The sequence below is a fragment of the Pseudomonas sp. AM4(2022) genome (assembly GCF_036346515.1).
Lineage (GTDB): Bacteria > Pseudomonadota > Gammaproteobacteria > Pseudomonadales > Pseudomonadaceae > Aquipseudomonas > Aquipseudomonas paracarnis.
Genome location: NZ_JAOTNW010000035.1, coordinates 17,832 through 34,045 on the forward strand (window position 1 = coordinate 17,832; position 16,214 = coordinate 34,045).

A 16,214-nucleotide genomic window follows, 5' to 3' on the forward strand; every position below is an offset into this window, starting at 1 on the left:
AGAGTTTCGCGGGTGGCTGACAACAGCGGCCCGTTCGAGGAGATAGCATGATCGTTCGTCCCGTACGCAGCAGCGATTTACCGGCCCTGATAGACCTGGCGCGCAGCACTGGCACCGGTCTCACCACCTTGCCGGCCAACGAAGAGCGCCTGACTCACCGGGTGGGCTGGGCGGAAAAAACCTTTCGCGGCGAAGCCGGGCGCGGCGATGCCGACTACCTGTTCGTGCTGGAAAACGACGAAGGCCGCGTGGTGGGAATCTCCGCCATTGCTGGCGCCGTTGGCCTGCGCGAGCCGTGGTACAACTTCCGAGTGGGGCTGACCGTCAGCGCGTCCCAGGAACTGAATATCTACCGTGAGATTCCGACGCTGTTCCTGGCTAACGACCTCACCGGTAATTCCGAATTGTGTTCGTTGTTTTTGCACGCCGATTACCGCAACGGCCTCAACGGTCGCATGCTGGCCAAGGCGCGCATGTTGTTTATCGCCGAGTTCCCGCAACTGTTCGGCAACAAGATCATTGCCGAGATGCGCGGCGTGTCCAACGACGCCGGGCGTTCGCCGTTCTGGGAAAGCCTGGGCCGGCACTTCTTCAAAATGGAGTTCAGCCAGGCCGACTACCTCACCGGCGTGGGCAACAAGGCGTTTATCGCTGAGCTGATGCCCAAGTTTCCGCTGTACAGCTGCTTTCTTTCCGAAGACGCGCGCAATGTGATCGGCAAGGTCCACCCGGACACCGAGCCGGCCCTGAGCATGCTCAAGAGTGAAGGCTTCAGCTACCAGGGCTATGTGGATATTTTCGACGCCGGCCCGGCGGTGGAATGTGAAACCAGCAAGATCCGTGCGGTGCGCGACAGCCAGTCACTGGTGTTGGCCATCGGCACGCCGGGGGACGACGCCACGCCGTTCCTGATCCATAACCGCAAGCGCGAGGAATGCCGTATCACCGCCGCTCCGGCCCGTCTGGCGGCAGGTACCCTGGTGGTCGATCCACAGACCGCCAAGCGTCTGCAACTGGTGGTGGGTGATCAAGTGCGTGCTGTTGCGTTGTCTGCTGCTCGGGAGTCCAAATAATGAATTCGCTGTATATCGCAGGTAGCTGGCTGGCTGGCCAGGGTGAGCTGTTTGAATCGCGCAACCCGGTGACCCAGCAAGTGCTGTGGTCTGGTAATGGCGCCAGCGTTGAACAGGTCGAATCCGCCGTGCAGGCTGCGCGCCAGGCATTCCCGGCATGGGCCAAGCGCCCGCTCGAAGAACGCATCAGCGTGCTGGAAACTTTCGCAGCCACCCTGAAAAGCCGTGCCGATGAAATCGCCCGCTGCATTGGCGAAGAAACCGGCAAGCCACTGTGGGAGTCGGCCACTGAAGTCACCAGCATGGCCAACAAGATTGCGATCTCGGTGCAAAGCTACCGCGAGCGTACCGGCGAGAAGAGCGGCCCCCTGGGCGACGCCACCGCTGTGTTGCGCCATAAACCCCACGGTGTGGTGGCGGTGTTCGGCCCTTACAATTTCCCTGGGCACTTGCCCAATGGGCACATCGTCCCGGCGTTGCTGGCGGGTAATACCGTGCTGTTCAAACCGAGCGAGCTGACCCCCAAGGTCGCCGAGCTGACCGTACAGTGCTGGATCGAAGCCGGTTTGCCGGCGGGCGTGCTGAACCTGCTGCAAGGCGCGCGGGAAACCGGCATCGCCCTGGCGGCCAACCCAGGCATCGACGGCCTGTTCTTTACCGGCTCCAGCCGCACCGGCAACCACCTGCACCAGCAGTTCTCCGGGCGCCCGGACAAGATCCTGGCCCTGGAAATGGGCGGTAATAACCCGCTGATCGTAGACGAAGTCGCCGATGTGGATGCGGCGGTGTACACCATCATCCAGTCCGCGTTTATTTCGGCAGGCCAGCGTTGCACCTGCGCCCGCCGCTTGCTGGTGCCGCAGGGTGCCTGGGGCGATGCCTTGCTGGCGCGCCTGGTGGCGGTGAGTGCGAGCATTGAAGTGGGCGCTTTCGACCAGCAACCGGCGCCGTTCATGGGCTCGGTGATCTCCCTTGCTGCGGCCAAAGCGCTGATGCAAGCCCAGGAACTGATGTTGGCCAATGGCGCCGTGGCGCTGCTGGAGATGACCCAGCCTCAGACGCAGGCCGCATTGCTGACCCCTGGCATCATCGACGTAACCGGCGTGACGGAACGTGAAGACGAAGAGCTGTTCGGCCCGCTGCTGCAGGTGATCCGCTACGCGGATTTTGCCGGTGCCATCGCTGAGGCCAACAACACCCAGTACGGCCTGGCTGCTGGCCTGTTGTCGGACTCCGAAGCGCGTTACCAGCAATTCTGGCTGGAAAGCCGCGCCGGTATCGTCAACTGGAACAAGCAGTTGACCGGCGCTGCCAGTACCGCGCCATTCGGTGGTGTGGGGGCGTCGGGCAATCATCGCGCCAGTGCCTATTACGCGGCGGATTATTGCGCGTACCCGGTGGCTTCGCTGGAGACGCCAAGCCTGATAGTCCCGGCAACGCTCACGCCAGGTATAACGCTGATCTAAATGTGGGAGCGGGCTTGCTCGCGAATGCGGTGTTTCATTCAACATTTGAAGTGACTGAACCACCGTTTTCGCGAGCAAGCCCGCTCCCACAATGGATCTGTGGTGTATTCAAGTGATTTGATGCCTATAAAAACAGATGTTCGTGGAGCCTCGCCGATGAAATCCTGTGAAGTCAATTTTGACGGTCTAGTGGGGCCGACCCATAACTACGGCGGTTTGTCCTTTGGCAACGTCGCGTCCCAAAGCAACAGCCAGCAGTCTTCCAACCCGAAGGAAGCGGCGTTGCAGGGCCTGCAGAAAATGAAAGCCCTGATGGACATGGGGTTTGTGCAAGGTGTGTTGGCGCCTCAGGAACGCCCGGATGTGGCCGCCTTGCGCAGCTTGGGTTTCAGCGGCACCGACGCCCAGGTGATTGAGCAGGCTGCCAGGCAGGCCATGCCGTTGCTGGTAGCGAGCTGCTCGGCATCCAGCATGTGGGTAGCCAACGCCGCCACCGTCAGCCCAAGCGCCGACACCGCAGACGGCCGCGTGCATTTCACCGCCGCCAACCTCAATTGCAAATACCACCGCAGTATCGAGCACCCCACCACCAGCCGCGTTCTGGGGGCGATGTTCGCCGATGGCAAGCATTTCGCTCACCACGCCGCTTTGCCGGCCGTGGCGCAATTTGGCGATGAAGGCGCGGCCAACCACACGCGTTTCTGTCGTGAGTACGGCGAGGCGGGCGTCGAGTTTTTTGTCTTCGGCCGCAGTGCTTTCGACCCTCGTTACCCGGCCCCGCAGAAGTACCCGGCGCGCCAGACCCTCGAAGCCTCCCAGGCCGTTGCGCGCCTGCATGGCTTGAAGGATGGCGGTGTGGTCTACGCCCAGCAGAACCCGGCGGTGATCGACGCGGGAGTGTTCCACAACGATGTGATCGCGGTGGGCAATGGCGAAGTACTGTTCTATCACGAGGATGCGTTCCTCAACACCGAGCAGATGCTCGCCGAACTGCACGGCAAGTTGGGCAAGCTGGGCGGCAACTTCCAGTCGGTGTGTGTGCCTCGCGCGTTGGTCAGTGTCGAGGACGCGGTGCGTTCCTACCTGTTCAACAGCCAGTTGCTGACTCGTCCTGATGGTTCGATGCTGCTGATCGTGCCGGAAGAGTGCCGCGCCAATGAGCGCGTGTGGCAGTACCTGCAGGGCTTGACTGCTTCCGGCGGGCTGATCCGCGAAGTCAAGGTCTTCGACCTCAAGCAAAGCATGCAGAATGGCGGTGGGCCGGCGTGCCTGCGCCTGCGCGTGGCGTTGAACGAAACCGAGCTGGCGGCCGTGAACCCAGGGGTTATCATGACCGCGCCGTTGTACGAAACCCTGACCCAATGGGTGGGCAAGCACTACCGCGACAGCCTGCGCGAAACCGACCTGGCTGACCCGCAATTGCTGCTTGAGTGCCGGACGGCATTGGATGAACTGACGCAAATCCTTAAACTGGGCTCGGTTTATCCTTTCCAGATCAATTAATGCCACACGGCTGAGATATTTTATTTATGACCGACACCCTGAAACTCATCCTTGAAGACACCGACGGCACCCAGCTGGAAACCTCCTGCACCCGCGTCGCCGTGGTCTGGCAGGGCAAGGAGATCTGGATCCAGCACGATGGCCGCGGCCAACTGCTGATTGGCGTAGACGTAGAAGAGGGCGACGCCGAGTACGCCAACCTGCTGATGCGCCCATTGGCCACCAACCTGATGAGCCTGCAACTGGAAATGGAACCGGCCGACGTTGAAGGTGACGACGACGATCACGTCCACGGCCCAGGCTGCAACCACTAAGGAAGCTGCTTATGCTCGCCCTCGGCAAACTGCTTGAACTGACCCTCGCCGGTCGTGAACCGGCGCAAAAAATTCAACTGACTGTCGACGGCGTGCAGATGCGCTGGCTCAGCGAAGGCGCGCTTGAAGTGCGTCCTCCTGAAGCTTTGGACAACGGCAGCGACTTGCTGCTGTCGTCCGGCATCCATGGCAACGAAACCGCGCCGATCGAACTGCTCGACCGCCTGTTGCATGGCATCGCCCGCGGGCAGATCAAACCCCGCACTCGTATTCTGTTCCTGTTCGGTAATACCGAGGCCATGCGCCGCGGTGAGCGTTACCTCGAACTGGACGTCAACCGGCTGTTCAACGGCCGTCATGAACAAAACATCGGCCCCGAAGCCATGCGCGCCGCCGAGCTTGAGCAATTGGCCCGCAGCTTTTTCAGCCTGCCAGGCCGCTCGCGCCTGCATTACGACCTGCATACCGCGATCCGTGGTTCGAAAATCGAGCAGTTCGCGTTGTACCCGTGGAAGGAAGACCGACAGCATTCGCGCCGTGAGCTGGAGCGCTTGAACGCGGCCGGCATGCAGGCGGTGCTGCTGCAGAACAAAACCTCGATTACCTTCACCGCGTTTACCTATGAGCAACTCGGCGCCGAGGCTTTCACCCTGGAGTTGGGCAAGGCGCGCCCGTTCGGGCAGAACGACGGTGTGGACGTGTCGCGCCTGGAGGCGCGTCTGAAGCAGATCATCGAGGGCGACGAGCCTGAGACCGGCAGCCTCGACGGCCTGCAACTCTTCGCCGTTGCGCGGGAAGTGATCAAGCACAGCGACGCCTTCCTGATGCACCTGCCCGCCGATGTGGAAAACTTTTCGGAGTTGGAAAAAGGCTACCTGCTGGCCGAAGACGTAGCCAAGACCCGCTGGGTGATCGAGGAGGAGGGCGCCCGCATCATCTTCCCCAACCCTAAGGTGAAGAACGGCTTGCGCGCCGGGATATTGATCGTGCCAACCACGGATGCAGGCCTGGCCTAAGAGCCGAGGCTGGCTCGATCAAATGTGGGAGCTGGCTTGCCTGCGATACAGACACCTGGGTATCACTGAGACACCCAAGTGTCTGTATCGCAGGCAAGCCAGCTCCCACACTGGTTTGCGGTGATGCTTGGATTTAGACCGCTACAGCCCGCGGCTCGCTACGACGGATCGCGCGTACCTTGTGCAGCGTATCGGCGCAGGTGCGCGCGGCTTCCTGGCCCTTGTGCACGAAGTGCTCGTAGAAGAACGTGGTGTGCTCGCTGCCGGCATGGAAGTGGTGCGGCGTCAGGGATACAGAGAACACAGGCACTTCAGTTTCCAACTGCACCTGCATCAGGCCGCTGACCACCGATTGCGCGACGAATTCGTGGCGGTAGATGCCACCGTCCACCACCAGCGCGGCAGCGACGATGCCGGCGTAACGGCCGGTCTTGGCCAGCAGCTTGGCGTGCAGGGGCATTTCAAAGGCGCCGCCGACTTCGAAGAAGTCGATGTCCGATTCCTGATAACCCTGGGCGATCATTTCGGCGAGGAAGCCTTTGCGCGATTGGTCGACAATATCCTTGTGCCAGCAGGCCTGGATAAACGCGACGCGCTCGCCGTGATGGTTTTTGCTTTTGCTGTCGATTGCGGTGGGTTGCATGTTCTGACTCCTGTTTAAGAAAAAAACAGGGCGTTATGAATCGAATGGGATTTAAGGGTACGCGTGCGCAACAAACAGGCGCGCGGCCCTTAGGTGCCAATCCCGTTCTCTCTTCATCCGGACTATGACCGTCGGCCCCGGGATCACACCGGGTCTGCTGACCTTGTCGCCGTCCTGCCTGAGCAGTTCGAGGCGCCAAGCGCTCGCGGGCTATGCACATTGCGTGCAATTACCGCCGGTGGGGAATTGCACCCCGCCCTGAGAACGTTACCGCCAGAACCCTGGCGGCGGAGAGTTTTTAACATGGTTTTTCGAAAACTGCACGGCTGCCGTCTCGATAACTTATATCGGTTTGATTGGTTGGTATTCGAATGAATGCAATAGGGGCTTGATATTCCGTGGCTTTGCCCGCAGTAATCACACACAAAAGGACTTATCCACTCCGTTAGAGGCCCCCTGATGACCGTGATCGACCTGCGCAGCGACACCGTGACCCAACCTACCCCCGGCATGCTCGACGCAATGGCCAGCGCCGTCAGCGGCGATGATGTTTACGGCGAAGACCCCAGCGTCAACCGCCTGGAGGCCGAGCTGGCCAAGCGCCTGGGCTTTGCCGCGGCGCTGTTCGTACCCACCGGCACCATGAGCAACCTGCTGGCGTTGATGGCTCACTGTGAGCGCGGCGAGGAATATATCGTCGGCCAGCAGGCCCACACCTACAAATACGAAGGCGGCGGTGCTGCGGTGCTGGGGTCGATCCAGCCGCAGCCCCTGGAAGTTCAAGCTGATGGCTCCCTTGATCTGAATCAGGTGCTTGCAGCCATCAAACCCGACGACTTCCACTTCGCCCGCACACGCCTGCTGGCGCTGGAAAACACCATGCAGGGCAAAGTGCTGCCGCTGGATTACCTGGCCAAGGCCCGGGCATTTACCCAAGAACACGGCTTGGCCCTGCACCTGGATGGCGCCCGCCTTTACAACGCGGCAGTCAAGCTGGGGGTGGACGCGCGAGAAATCGCCCAGCACTTCGATTCGGTGTCGGTGTGCCTGTCCAAGGGCCTCGGCGCGCCGGTCGGTTCGGTGCTGTGTGGTTCGGCGGCGCTGATCGCCAAGGCTCGGCGCTTGCGCAAGATGGTCGGCGGCGGCATGCGCCAGGCCGGCTCCCTGGCGGCGGCGGGGTTGTATGCCCTGGACCACCAGATACAGCGCCTGGCTGACGACCATGCCAACGCGCAATGGCTGGGTGATGAGTTACGCAAGGCTGGCTACAGCGTCGAACCGGTGCAGACCAATATGGTGTATGTGCAGGTAGGCGATCAGGCGCAGGCGCTGAAGGCCTTTGCTGCCGAGCGTGGGGTCAAGTTGAGCGCCGCGCCGCGCTTGCGCATGGTCACTCATCTGGACGTCAGTCGGGCGCAGATCGAGCAAGTGCTGCAGACATTCGTCGCGTTTTCGCAGAAATGACAGTGCAGGCCGTCTAATTGACTGTTTCTATCACATAAACACGCTGTACCACCGGCAAAGGGCCGATATAATGCGGCCCTTTGCCGTCGCTCCGTCTGATGATGTTGCGCACTGGCCTTTGGCCGCAGCCTCCGTGGAAGAACCTAATGAAAAGCGCAGAAATCCGTGAAGCCTTCCTTCGCTTCTTCGAAGAGCAAGGTCACACCCGTGTAGCCTCCAGCTCCTTGATCCCAGGCAATGACCCAACCCTGCTGTTCACTAACGCGGGGATGAACCAGTTCAAGGACTGCTTCCTGGGCCAGGAAAAGCGCGCCTACACTCGCGCCACCAGCAGCCAGAAGTGCGTACGCGCCGGCGGCAAGAACAGTGACCTGGAAAACGTCGGCTACACCGCCCGTCACCACACCTTTTTCGAGATGCTGGGTAACTTCAGCTTCGGTGACTATTTCAAGAAAGACGCGATCACGTTCGCCTGGACCTTCCTCACCGGCGTGCTGAAGCTGCCCAAGGAAAAGCTCTGGGTCACCGTGTACGCGACGGACGATGAAGCGTATGACATCTGGACCCAGGAAATCGGTGTACCTGCCGAGCGCATGATCCGTATCGGTGACAACAAAGGCGCGCCCTACGCGTCCGATAACTTCTGGACCATGGGCGATACCGGCCCGTGCGGCCCGTGCACCGAGATTTTCTATGATCACGGCGACGATATCTGGGGTGGCCCTCCAGGCTCGCCGGAAGAGGACGGCGACCGTTACATCGAGATCTGGAACAACGTGTTCATGCAGTTCAACCGCACCGCCGATGGCGTGTTGCATCCGCTGCCGGCACCGTCGGTGGATACCGGCATGGGCCTGGAGCGGATCAGTGCGGTGATGCAGCACGTTCACTCCAACTACGAGATAGACCTGTTCACCAACCTGCTGAGCGCCTCGGCGGCGGCCATTGGCTGCGCCAATGAAGGCCAGTCTTCGCTCAAGGTCGTGTCGGACCACATCCGTTCCTGCGGCTTCCTGATCGCCGACGGCGTGCTGCCGTCCAACGAGGGCCGTGGCTACGTGCTGCGTCGCATCATCCGTCGCGCGTGCCGCCATGGTAACAAGCTGGGCGCTACCGGCAGCTTCTTCTACAAGATCGTGGCCGCGCTGGTTGCCGAGATGGGCGATGCCTTCCCGGAACTCAAGCAACAGCAAGGCAACATCGAGCGTGTGCTCAAGGCTGAAGAGGAGCAGTTCTCCAAGACCCTGGAGCACGGCCTGAAAATCCTGGAGCAGGACCTGGCTGAGCTCAAAGGCACCGTGGTGCCGGGTGATGTGGTGTTCAAGTTGTACGACACCTATGGTTTCCCGATGGACCTGACTGCCGACATCGCCCGCGAGCGTGAGTTGACCGTCGACGAAGCCGGTTTCGAGCGTGAGATGGAAGCCCAGCGCGTGCGTGCACGTTCGGCCAGCTCCTTTGGCCTGGACTACAACACCCTGGTCAAGGTTGACGTACCGACCGAGTTCACCGGCTACAAGGCGACTGCGGGCTCGGCCAAGATCGTCGCCATCTATAAAGACGGCAAGTCGGTCGACGTGTTGAGCGAAGGTGAAGAGGCGGTTGTGGTGCTGGACCAGACGCCGTTTTATGCCGAGTCGGGTGGCCAGATTGGCGATTGCGGTTTCCTCAGCTCGACATCCGGTCGTTTCGACGTGCGCGACACCACCAAGACCGGCGGGGCTTTCCTGCATCACGGTGTGCTGGTGCTCGGCAACTTGACCGTGGGCGCACCGGTAGACACTCAGGTCGATGCCGATGTAAGGCATGCCACGGCGTTGAACCACTCGGCCACTCACTTGCTGCACGCCGCCCTGCGCCAGGTACTGGGTGAGCATGTGCAGCAAAAAGGTTCGTTGGTGGACAGCCAGCGCCTGCGTTTTGACTTCAGCCACTTTGAAGCGATCAAGCCTGAGCAGATCAAGGCCCTGGAAGACATCGTCAACGCCGAGATTCGCAAGAACACCCCGGTTGAAACCGAAGAAACCGATATCGAGACCGCCAGGAACAAAGGCGCCATGGCGCTGTTTGGCGAGAAGTACGGCGACGAAGTCCGCGTACTGAGCATGGGCGGCAGCTTCTCGGTAGAGCTCTGTGGTGGCATCCACGCCAACCGCACCGGCGATATCGGCCTGCTGAAGATCATCAGCGAAGGCGGTGTGGCCTCAGGCGTGCGTCGTATTGAGGCGGTGACCGGTGCTGCGGCCCTGGCTTATCTCAATGCAGCCGAAGAACAACTCAAGGAAGCGGCCGGCCTGGTCAAGGGCAGCCGCGACAACCTGATCGACAAGCTGTCCGCCGTGCTGGAGCGCAACCGTGCGCTGGAAAAACAGCTTGAGCAGTTGCAGGCCAAGGCGGCCAGTGCTGCGGGCGATGACCTGTCGGCAGCGGCGGTTGACGTCAAGGACGTAAAAGTCCTGGCGGCGCGCCTGGACGGCCAGGATGGCAAGGCGCTGTTGGCCTTGGTCGATCAGTTGAAGAACAAGCTCGGCCGCGCAGTGATCCTGCTCGGCAGTGTCCATGAGGATAAGGTCGTTCTGGTGGCTGGTGTAACCAAGGACCTGACTGGCCAACTCAAAGCCGGTGATTTGATGAAGCAAGCCGCTGCGACAGTGGGCGGCAAGGGCGGTGGTCGTCCAGACATGGCGCAAGGCGGTGGTGTTGATGCCGCAGCGCTGGACGCGGCGCTGGCCTTGACCGTGCCATTTGTCGAGGCAGGTATTTAAGGCACTGTTAATCGGCCCGTGGTCTAGTCACGGGCTTGTTCAGTGCAGGTGGATTGGATATTAGGCGCCCCTTTACGGGCTGAGGCGGCTTGGAAATGGCTTTGATCGTACAGAAATTTGGAGGCACCTCGGTCGGTTCTGTCGAAAGAATCGAGCAGGTCGCCGACAAGGTTAAGAAGTTCCGCGATGCCGGTGATGACCTGGTAGTGGTGCTGTCGGCCATGAGTGGCGAGACTAATCGCCTGATCGATCTGGCCAAGGCCATCAGCGGTGATCAACAGCCGCTGCCGCGTGAGCTGGATGTGATCGTCTCCACGGGCGAGCAGGTGACCATTGCGCTGTTGGCCATGGCGCTGAACAAGCGTGGCGTGCCAGCGGTGTCCTACACTGGTAGCCAGGTGCGCATTCTTACAGACAGCGCACATACCAAGGCGCGGATCCTGCAAATTGATGATCAGAAAATTCGTACTGATCTGAAAGCAGGGCGCGTGGTAGTTGTAGCGGGTTTCCAAGGCGTGGATGAGCACGGCAACATCACCACGCTGGGTCGTGGCGGTTCGGACACCACCGGTGTGGCCTTGGCGGCAGCGCTCAAGGCTGACGAATGCCAGATCTATACCGATGTGGATGGCGTCTACACCACTGACCCACGCGTCGTGCCAGTGGCCCAGCGGCTGGACAAGATCACCTTTGAAGAAATGCTGGAAATGGCCAGCCTTGGTTCCAAGGTGTTGCAGATTCGTGCGGTGGAGTTCGCCGGCAAGTACAACGTTCCGCTGCGCGTATTGCACAGCTTCAAGGAGGGTCCGGGCACCCTCATTACTATTGATGAAGAGGAATCCATGGAACAGCCGATCATTTCCGGCATCGCTTTCAATCGCGATGAAGCCAAGCTGACGATCCGTGGCGTGCCAGACACCCCCGGCGTGGCTTTCAAGATTCTGGGTCCTGTCAGCGATGCGAATGTTGAAGTCGACATGATCGTGCAGAACGTTTCGCACGATAACACCACCGATTTCACCTTCACCGTGCACCGCAACGAATACGATGCGGCATTAAAAATCCTGCAGAACACTGCGAGCGAGATTGGCGCCCGTGAAGTGGTTGGCGATACCAAGATTGCCAAAGTGTCGATTGTAGGGGTGGGCATGCGTTCCCATGCTGGCGTTGCCAGCCGTATGTTCGGGGCCCTGGCCAAAGAGGGTATCAATATCCAGATGATTTCCACCTCGGAAATCAAAGTCTCGGTAGTGCTCGAAGAGAAGTACCTGGAACTGGCTGTACGCGCGCTGCATACCGCTTTTGAGTTGGATGCTCCGGCCCGACAGGGCGAGTGATGCGTTGCCAGGAAGGCGCGGTTTACCGCGCCTTTCATTTTTTTGTGGGGTACATGGTCTTTTGCATGGGCTCGACAATACTTAGCGAGTAGGGCTACGACCTTTTGGCTGTAGGTTGAATGCTTTTTTTTTGCAGACTGTTGTTCCTGAACTGAAATGCGTGAGGTGAAAGGTATGCTGATTCTGACTCGTCGTTGCGCAGAAAGCCTGATTATCGGTGATGGCGAAATCACCGTGACCGTGCTCGGCGTCAAAGGCAATCAAGTACGTATTGGGGTTAATGCTCCGAAAGAGGTGGCGGTCCACCGCGAGGAAATCTACCTGCGGATCAAGAAAGAGAAGGACGAAGAACCAAGCCTTTAATTTTTATCGTTTTTTATGTTTGCAAACGGGGAGGAACGTGGTTAATATACGCCCCGTGTTGCGGAGAGCTGGCCGAGTGGCCGAAGGCGCTCCCCTGCTAAGGGAGTACACCTCAAAAGGGTGTCGGGGGTTCGAATCCCCCGTTCTCCGCCATTATTTGCTTAGTACGTTGCAATCTGGTTTTTTCGGTAAGTTGTTGAAAATACTCGAAAAAATAGCTTTACATAGAGATTGAACGGCCTATAATGCGCGGCAACAAATGCACTCGTAGCTCAGCTGGATAGAGTACTCGGCTACGAACCGAGCGGTCACAGGTTCGAATCCTGTCGAGTGCACCATTTAAGAGTTAGTTGCAGCGATGCAGGTAGCTTGGCTTCAACCAGTTGTGATCTGGTCTAAAAACACAATCTGCACTCGTAGCTCAGCTGGATAGAGTACTCGGCTACGAACCGAGCGGTCACAGGTTCGAATCCTGTCGAGTGCACCATACAAACAAAAAGCCCGCCTAGTGCGGGCTTTTTGCCGTCTGGGGTTTGTGTAGGTTTTATCCGGCGTCCTCCTTTTTCTCCCTCCTCATGTGTTTTCCCCTGCGCCTGCGTCGTCGCAGTTCATAGATGCAGCCAATACTGAGCTTTGGCGTGCAAGCGCTTGTTCTTTCCAGTTTTTTAACGTTTAAAACGTCCGGGCGGTGTATCATGCGCCCGTCAGCCCCGCCGGGGCTTGTGGAATACCTCCATGGACTTACCCAGTAGTTACTCAGTACCCCGTTTTACCAATCATGAATTGACTGATTGATCCTTCCGGCGTGCCCCGCTGCTGGGAGTGGAGTTCGCCTATGACCGAAGTAGAAGTAAAGAAGACACAAGAAAGCCTGCAGGATCGTCTGGCTCAAGTTATCGAGCTGCTGCAGCGCCAGCGCGTGGTCGAAGACCTCACGCACCGCCAGGAAGGTCCGAACCACGACCGCGTCGAAAACCTGGTTCACCGGCAAAACCTCGTCGAGTTGCAACGCAAGCTCGATGACCTGCACTCCGCCGACGTCGCCTATATTCTTGAAGCCTTGCCGTTGGATGACCGACTGACCCTGTGGCAGTTGGTCAAGGCTGATCGTGACGGTGACATCCTTCTGGAAGTATCGGACTCGGTGCGTGAAACGCTCATCGCCGACATGGATGACCACGAGCTCCTGGCTGCCGCCAAGGAGATGGATGCGGACGAGCTTGCTGACCTGGCCCCTGAGCTGCCCCGTGACGTTGTCCATGAGTTGATGGAGGCGCTCGATACGCAGCAGCGTGAGCGTGTGCGTTCCGCGCTGTCGTACGACGAAGATCAGGTCGGCGCCCTGATGGACTTCGAGATGGTCACCATCCGCGAAGACGTCAGCCTGGAAGTGGTGTTGCGTTACCTGCGCCGTCTCAAAGAATTGCCCGGTCACACCGACAAATTGTTTGTGGTCGACTATGAGGGGATCCTCAAGGGCGTTTTGCCGATCAAGCGCCTGCTGGTCAATGATCCGGAGAAGAAAGTTGCTGACCTGATGGCCAGCGATACCGTGAGCTTCCATCCGGACGAAGATGCCTACGACGCGGCCCAGGCGTTCGAGCGTTACGACTTGATCTCGGCTCCGGTGGTGGATAAGAACGGCAAGTTGATCGGTCGTCTGACCATCGATGAAATCGTCGACTTGATCCGTGAGGAAAGTGAAACCGAAGTCCTCAACATGGCGGGTTTGCGTGAAGAGGAAGATATTTTCGCGTCGGTCTGGCGTTCACTGCATAACCGCTGGGCCTGGCTGGCTATTAATCTGATTACCGCGTTTATCGCTTCTCGCGTGATCGGGTTGTTTGAAGGCTCCATCGAGAAGCTGGTGGCCTTGGCGGCGTTGATGCCGATTGTGGCGGGCATTGGCGGGAACTCCGGGAACCAGACCATCACCATGATCGTGCGCGCCATGGCGCTGGACCAGGTCAGTACCGCCAATTCCTCGCGGCTGTTGCGCAAGGAGCTGGCTGTTGGCCTCATAAACGGATTGGTGTGGGGCGGCGTGATTGGCGTGGTGGCCTACTTGCTTTACGGCAGTTGGTCCCTGGGCGTGGTAATGACTGCAGCCATGACCCTAAACCTGTTGCTGGCGGCCTTGATGGGGGTCTTGATTCCCATGACCTTGGCGCGTCTGGGACGTGATCCTGCCATGGGTGCCAGTGTGATGATCACGGCCATGACTGACAGTGGTGGTTTCTTTATCTTCCTGGGCCTGGCAACGATCTTCCTGCTCTGACCTTTCCTGCGGGGGCAAACCTGCCCTCGCTTTGCTTCTTATTCCCAAACTCCACGCAAAAAAAAGCCAGCACAGGGCTGGCTTCGGCTTTCAGGTGTCAATCAATTGGCTTCTGCGGCCGCCTCCACGTCGTGCGCGATAAGCGAGACGAGAGCATTTTGCTGGCGGTGGGAGAGCTGACGAAAACGCTGCAGCAGTTCGCGTTCGTGCAGTGACAGCTCGGGGCTGTCCAGGCGCATGCTCAACTCTTCACCCAAGGCACCTTCCTGAATAAGGCTTTGTTCCAGGCGTGCGATGATTTCGGAGTTCATGCTGCGGTGATGATTGCGAGCCACCTCGGCAATGCGTTCCCGCATTCCGTCTGGCAGACGTACGACGAATTTGTCAGCCGTACGGCTGGAATAAATTGCCTGTTTCAATGGGCGCATATATTTAACCGGTTAGTTCAGGGGAGCGGTTTCTGGAATTGGCCGCAAGATGAGTGTTAAGACAAGGCTCACGACCAAAGTTCAACCCGAATTGCAAAGAGGCCGCATCATGCCTCAGATTTGACATTTCATTGGCGTCAATTCTGTGACAAATATTGAACCGCCTACAGGCTTTATGCCAGTACTGATTTGCGTTTTTGCGGACTGGTTGGAAAAATTTCCCAGGACTGGGGCGAAGCTCGTCAATCCCCGCCCAAAGCCTTCGCGGCATCTGGGTTGGAGGGCGCCCGTCCTATAGCGATATGGCCCTTTGCCTTCAAGCTTAAGGTTAGTAGTTGTTCGCCTATTTAGGAGTGTCAGGCGACATAAGGTAGGGAAGAAGGGGGAGGGCTAGCGAAGGAGTGGATCGAATTTGATTCGGCGACCCTTGATGAGTGCCATTATCAGTAGGCTGCCCAGCACGGCGCTTGCGACGAAGGCTAGGGTTTGGACTTGTTGTGAGGTGGCTCCCAGGCCTAGTGCGACGGACATGAGGGTCAGGCACAGAAATAACCAAGCAGATTTGGACATGAATAATGTTCTCAGAAAACCCAATGCTCGGCCGCTGGGGCAGATTGGGTATCTTGGGTCAGGCGGATGGGGGGCTGGGGGTTGGCAGTCATCAGTGCCAGTTGAGGGCGCTGTTGCAGATGGTGGGGAATGGCTTGGCTGATTTGCGCGCCGTCTTCAGTATTGGTCGGCTGAAAATGAAACGTCACCACCGCGGCCAGTGCCACAGCGTTTAGTGCTAGTAGAAGGGCGCTGTTCATAGTCATTGTCTCCACGGTGCCTGGAACGGTTGGTTTTGTGTTTATGACTTTGCAGGTGTCGTGCCAATCTATTGGATCAATAAAAACAAAGAGTTAGCTTTGTTTTTTGGGGTTGTAGGGTTGCAGTTTGCAATGATGGCATATGGGTGCAGTGCAATTTGCACGATGGCCATAGAAGCCTTGGTGGCTGAAGGAGGCTTTGAATGCGTGCGCAAGGATCGGCCTACATTCAAAATGCCAACGGACGACATGACAAAACCGGCCTCGGCCGTTAAGATGCACGCCGTCTGTCGCTAGCCTTTCTGGATAAGCGTTTGGCATTTGTCCCAGTAGCTCAATTGGATAGAGCATCCCCCTCCTAAGGGGAAGGTTGGCCGTTCGAACCGGCCCTGGGACACCATCTCTGTAAAGCTTTCCCCTCTTGGTATTCGCCTGTCTCAGCAAACAGTCATTCTCGTTCCTCGCTTGTGCAGGTCTCAGCCGCGCTTATTTCGGTTGCGACCCAGGTGCATTTGTGTGGGTAGGGGATAATTCACGCCCCTAGGCTGTGCGCTCCTTCTATATAGAAGGAGCGGTGAGGCACTCTGGTTTTTATGGGGTAAGTAAGTGTTTCGCTTTTTTCAAGATAAGGGGGTTGACGTTCATGGCGATCCCTGTAGAATTCGCCTCCCGCTTACGAGAGATCGCAAGCGCAAGTGGTTGAAGTTGTTGAAGAAATCTTCGAAAACTTCTGAAAATAACCACTTGACAGCAAG

Annotated in this window: 14 protein-coding genes, 4 tRNA genes and 1 riboswitch; of the genes, 14 read left to right on the forward strand and 4 right to left on the reverse strand. The window is 58.6% G+C overall.

The genetic code is table 11. The annotated features are described in order from the left end of the window. Nucleotides 1–47: 47 nt before the first annotated feature. The 5 genes from astA to astE all read left to right on the forward strand — a co-directional run bounded on the left by astA (nucleotide 48) and on the right by astE (nucleotide 5,372). Nucleotides 48–1,073, forward strand: coding sequence for an arginine N-succinyltransferase (astA, locus tag ODQ19_RS26965; protein WP_003193612.1), 1,026 nt, complete (start codon nucleotides 48–50; stop codon nucleotides 1,071–1,073). Continuing rightward, a complete protein-coding gene (astD, locus tag ODQ19_RS26970) occupies nucleotides 1,070–2,539 on the forward strand; it encodes a succinylglutamate-semialdehyde dehydrogenase (RefSeq protein ID WP_330211722.1) in 1,470 nt (489 codons plus the stop codon). The genes astA and astD overlap by 4 nt, the downstream gene beginning before the upstream one ends. 156 nt (nucleotides 2,540–2,695) lie before the next feature. Beyond that, the gene (gene astB / locus ODQ19_RS26975) at nucleotides 2,696–4,042 is read left to right on the forward strand and encodes an N-succinylarginine dihydrolase (protein ID WP_330211717.1); all 1,347 of its coding nucleotides are present in this window, start codon (nucleotides 2,696–2,698) and stop codon (nucleotides 4,040–4,042) included. Nucleotides 4,043–4,068: 26 nt separating this feature from the next. Further along, nucleotides 4,069–4,356: a hypothetical protein gene (locus tag ODQ19_RS26980; protein WP_003175651.1), complete on the forward strand. Its 288-nt coding sequence runs from the start codon at nucleotides 4,069–4,071 to the stop codon at nucleotides 4,354–4,356. Nucleotides 4,357–4,367: 11 nt separating this feature from the next. After that, nucleotides 4,368–5,372: a succinylglutamate desuccinylase gene (gene astE / locus ODQ19_RS26985; RefSeq protein ID WP_330211718.1), complete on the forward strand. Its 1,005-nt coding sequence runs from the start codon at nucleotides 4,368–4,370 to the stop codon at nucleotides 5,370–5,372. Nucleotides 5,373–5,505: 133 nt separating this feature from the next. Here the strand turns inward: astE and ODQ19_RS26990 are convergent, their stop codons facing one another. Then, nucleotides 5,506–6,015, reverse strand: a complete 510-nt coding sequence (locus ODQ19_RS26990) for a 6,7-dimethyl-8-ribityllumazine synthase (RefSeq protein ID WP_003193604.1) — start codon at nucleotides 6,013–6,015, stop codon at nucleotides 5,506–5,508. A gap of 100 nt (nucleotides 6,016–6,115) precedes the next feature. Then, a riboswitch (FMN riboswitch) is annotated at nucleotides 6,116–6,285 on the reverse strand. A 189-nt stretch (nucleotides 6,286–6,474) separates the two neighbouring features. On the opposite strand from ODQ19_RS26990, the gene ltaE reads away from it, so the two are divergent. From ltaE to mgtE, 8 genes are all read left to right on the forward strand, one after another. Continuing rightward, the gene (gene ltaE, locus ODQ19_RS26995) at nucleotides 6,475–7,479 is read left to right on the forward strand and encodes a low-specificity L-threonine aldolase (RefSeq protein ID WP_330211719.1); all 1,005 of its coding nucleotides are present in this window, start codon (nucleotides 6,475–6,477) and stop codon (nucleotides 7,477–7,479) included. 146 nt (nucleotides 7,480–7,625) lie between these two features. Then, complete coding sequence (gene alaS / locus ODQ19_RS27000) at nucleotides 7,626–10,244, forward strand: alanine--tRNA ligase (RefSeq protein ID WP_330211720.1); 2,619 nt, start codon at nucleotides 7,626–7,628, stop codon at nucleotides 10,242–10,244. A gap of 95 nt (nucleotides 10,245–10,339) precedes the next feature. Continuing rightward, on the forward strand, nucleotides 10,340–11,581 hold the full coding sequence (locus ODQ19_RS27005) for an aspartate kinase (RefSeq protein ID WP_003193595.1): 1,242 nt from the start codon (nucleotides 10,340–10,342) through the stop codon (nucleotides 11,579–11,581). A 174-nt stretch (nucleotides 11,582–11,755) separates the two neighbouring features. Next, nucleotides 11,756–11,944, forward strand: coding sequence for a carbon storage regulator CsrA (csrA, locus tag ODQ19_RS27010; protein ID WP_003175645.1), 189 nt, complete (start codon nucleotides 11,756–11,758; stop codon nucleotides 11,942–11,944). A gap of 62 nt (nucleotides 11,945–12,006) precedes the next feature. After that, nucleotides 12,007–12,097: transfer RNA gene (locus tag ODQ19_RS27015), tRNA-Ser, on the forward strand. A gap of 108 nt (nucleotides 12,098–12,205) precedes the next feature. Next, nucleotides 12,206–12,282, forward strand: a tRNA-Arg gene (locus ODQ19_RS27020). A gap of 72 nt (nucleotides 12,283–12,354) precedes the next feature. Then, nucleotides 12,355–12,431: transfer RNA gene (locus ODQ19_RS27025), tRNA-Arg, on the forward strand. A 348-nt stretch (nucleotides 12,432–12,779) separates the two neighbouring features. Further along, nucleotides 12,780–14,222, forward strand: a complete 1,443-nt coding sequence (gene mgtE, locus ODQ19_RS27030) for a magnesium transporter (protein ID WP_003193593.1) — start codon at nucleotides 12,780–12,782, stop codon at nucleotides 14,220–14,222. Between the two features lie 101 nt (nucleotides 14,223–14,323). On the opposite strand, the gene ODQ19_RS27035 is transcribed toward mgtE, so the two are convergent. The 3 genes from ODQ19_RS27035 to ODQ19_RS27045 all read right to left on the reverse strand — a co-directional run bounded on the left by ODQ19_RS27035 (nucleotide 14,324) and on the right by ODQ19_RS27045 (nucleotide 15,459). Continuing rightward, nucleotides 14,324–14,650 (reverse strand): Arc family DNA-binding protein, encoded by a 327-nt coding sequence (locus ODQ19_RS27035; RefSeq protein WP_003193592.1) that lies wholly within the window; start codon nucleotides 14,648–14,650, stop codon nucleotides 14,324–14,326. Nucleotides 14,651–15,040: 390 nt separating this feature from the next. Next, the gene (locus ODQ19_RS27040; RefSeq protein WP_330211721.1) at nucleotides 15,041–15,220 is read right to left on the reverse strand and encodes a PA3371 family protein; all 180 of its coding nucleotides are present in this window, start codon (nucleotides 15,218–15,220) and stop codon (nucleotides 15,041–15,043) included. Nucleotides 15,221–15,231: 11 nt separating this feature from the next. Next, complete coding sequence (locus ODQ19_RS27045) at nucleotides 15,232–15,459, reverse strand: hypothetical protein (RefSeq protein ID WP_116668285.1); 228 nt, start codon at nucleotides 15,457–15,459, stop codon at nucleotides 15,232–15,234. A 323-nt stretch (nucleotides 15,460–15,782) separates the two neighbouring features. Between ODQ19_RS27045 and ODQ19_RS27050 the strand changes: the two genes are divergently transcribed. Further along, a tRNA-Arg gene (locus ODQ19_RS27050) sits at nucleotides 15,783–15,859 on the forward strand. Nucleotides 15,860–16,214: the final 355 nt, after the last annotated feature.

Excerpts from the sequence above, each read along its gene's own strand:
- csrA (WP_003175645.1), top strand. The coding sequence starts at position 11,756 with ATGCTGATTCTGACTCGTCGTTGCGCAGAAAGCCTGATTATCGGTGAT.
- ODQ19_RS27005 (WP_003193595.1), top strand. The coding sequence starts at position 10,340 with ATGGCTTTGATCGTACAGAAATTTGGAGGCACCTCGGTCGGTTCTGTC.
- astE (WP_330211718.1), top strand. The coding sequence starts at position 4,368 with ATGCTCGCCCTCGGCAAACTGCTTGAACTGACCCTCGCCGGTCGTGAA.
- ODQ19_RS27035 (WP_003193592.1), bottom strand. The coding sequence starts at position 14,650 with ATGCGCCCATTGAAACAGGCAATTTATTCCAGCCGTACGGCTGACAAA.
- alaS (WP_330211720.1), top strand. The coding sequence starts at position 7,626 with ATGAAAAGCGCAGAAATCCGTGAAGCCTTCCTTCGCTTCTTCGAAGAG.
- astB (WP_330211717.1), top strand. The coding sequence starts at position 2,696 with ATGAAATCCTGTGAAGTCAATTTTGACGGTCTAGTGGGGCCGACCCAT.
- mgtE (WP_003193593.1), top strand. The coding sequence starts at position 12,780 with ATGACCGAAGTAGAAGTAAAGAAGACACAAGAAAGCCTGCAGGATCGT.
- ODQ19_RS26990 (WP_003193604.1), bottom strand. The coding sequence starts at position 6,015 with ATGCAACCCACCGCAATCGACAGCAAAAGCAAAAACCATCACGGCGAG.
- astA (WP_003193612.1), top strand. The coding sequence starts at position 48 with ATGATCGTTCGTCCCGTACGCAGCAGCGATTTACCGGCCCTGATAGAC.
- ODQ19_RS27045 (WP_116668285.1), bottom strand. The coding sequence starts at position 15,459 with ATGAACAGCGCCCTTCTACTAGCACTAAACGCTGTGGCACTGGCCGCG.
- ODQ19_RS26980 (WP_003175651.1), top strand. The coding sequence starts at position 4,069 with ATGACCGACACCCTGAAACTCATCCTTGAAGACACCGACGGCACCCAG.
- ODQ19_RS27040 (WP_330211721.1), bottom strand. The coding sequence starts at position 15,220 with ATGTCCAAATCTGCTTGGTTATTTCTGTGCCTGACCCTCATGTCCGTC.
- ltaE (WP_330211719.1), top strand. The coding sequence starts at position 6,475 with ATGACCGTGATCGACCTGCGCAGCGACACCGTGACCCAACCTACCCCC.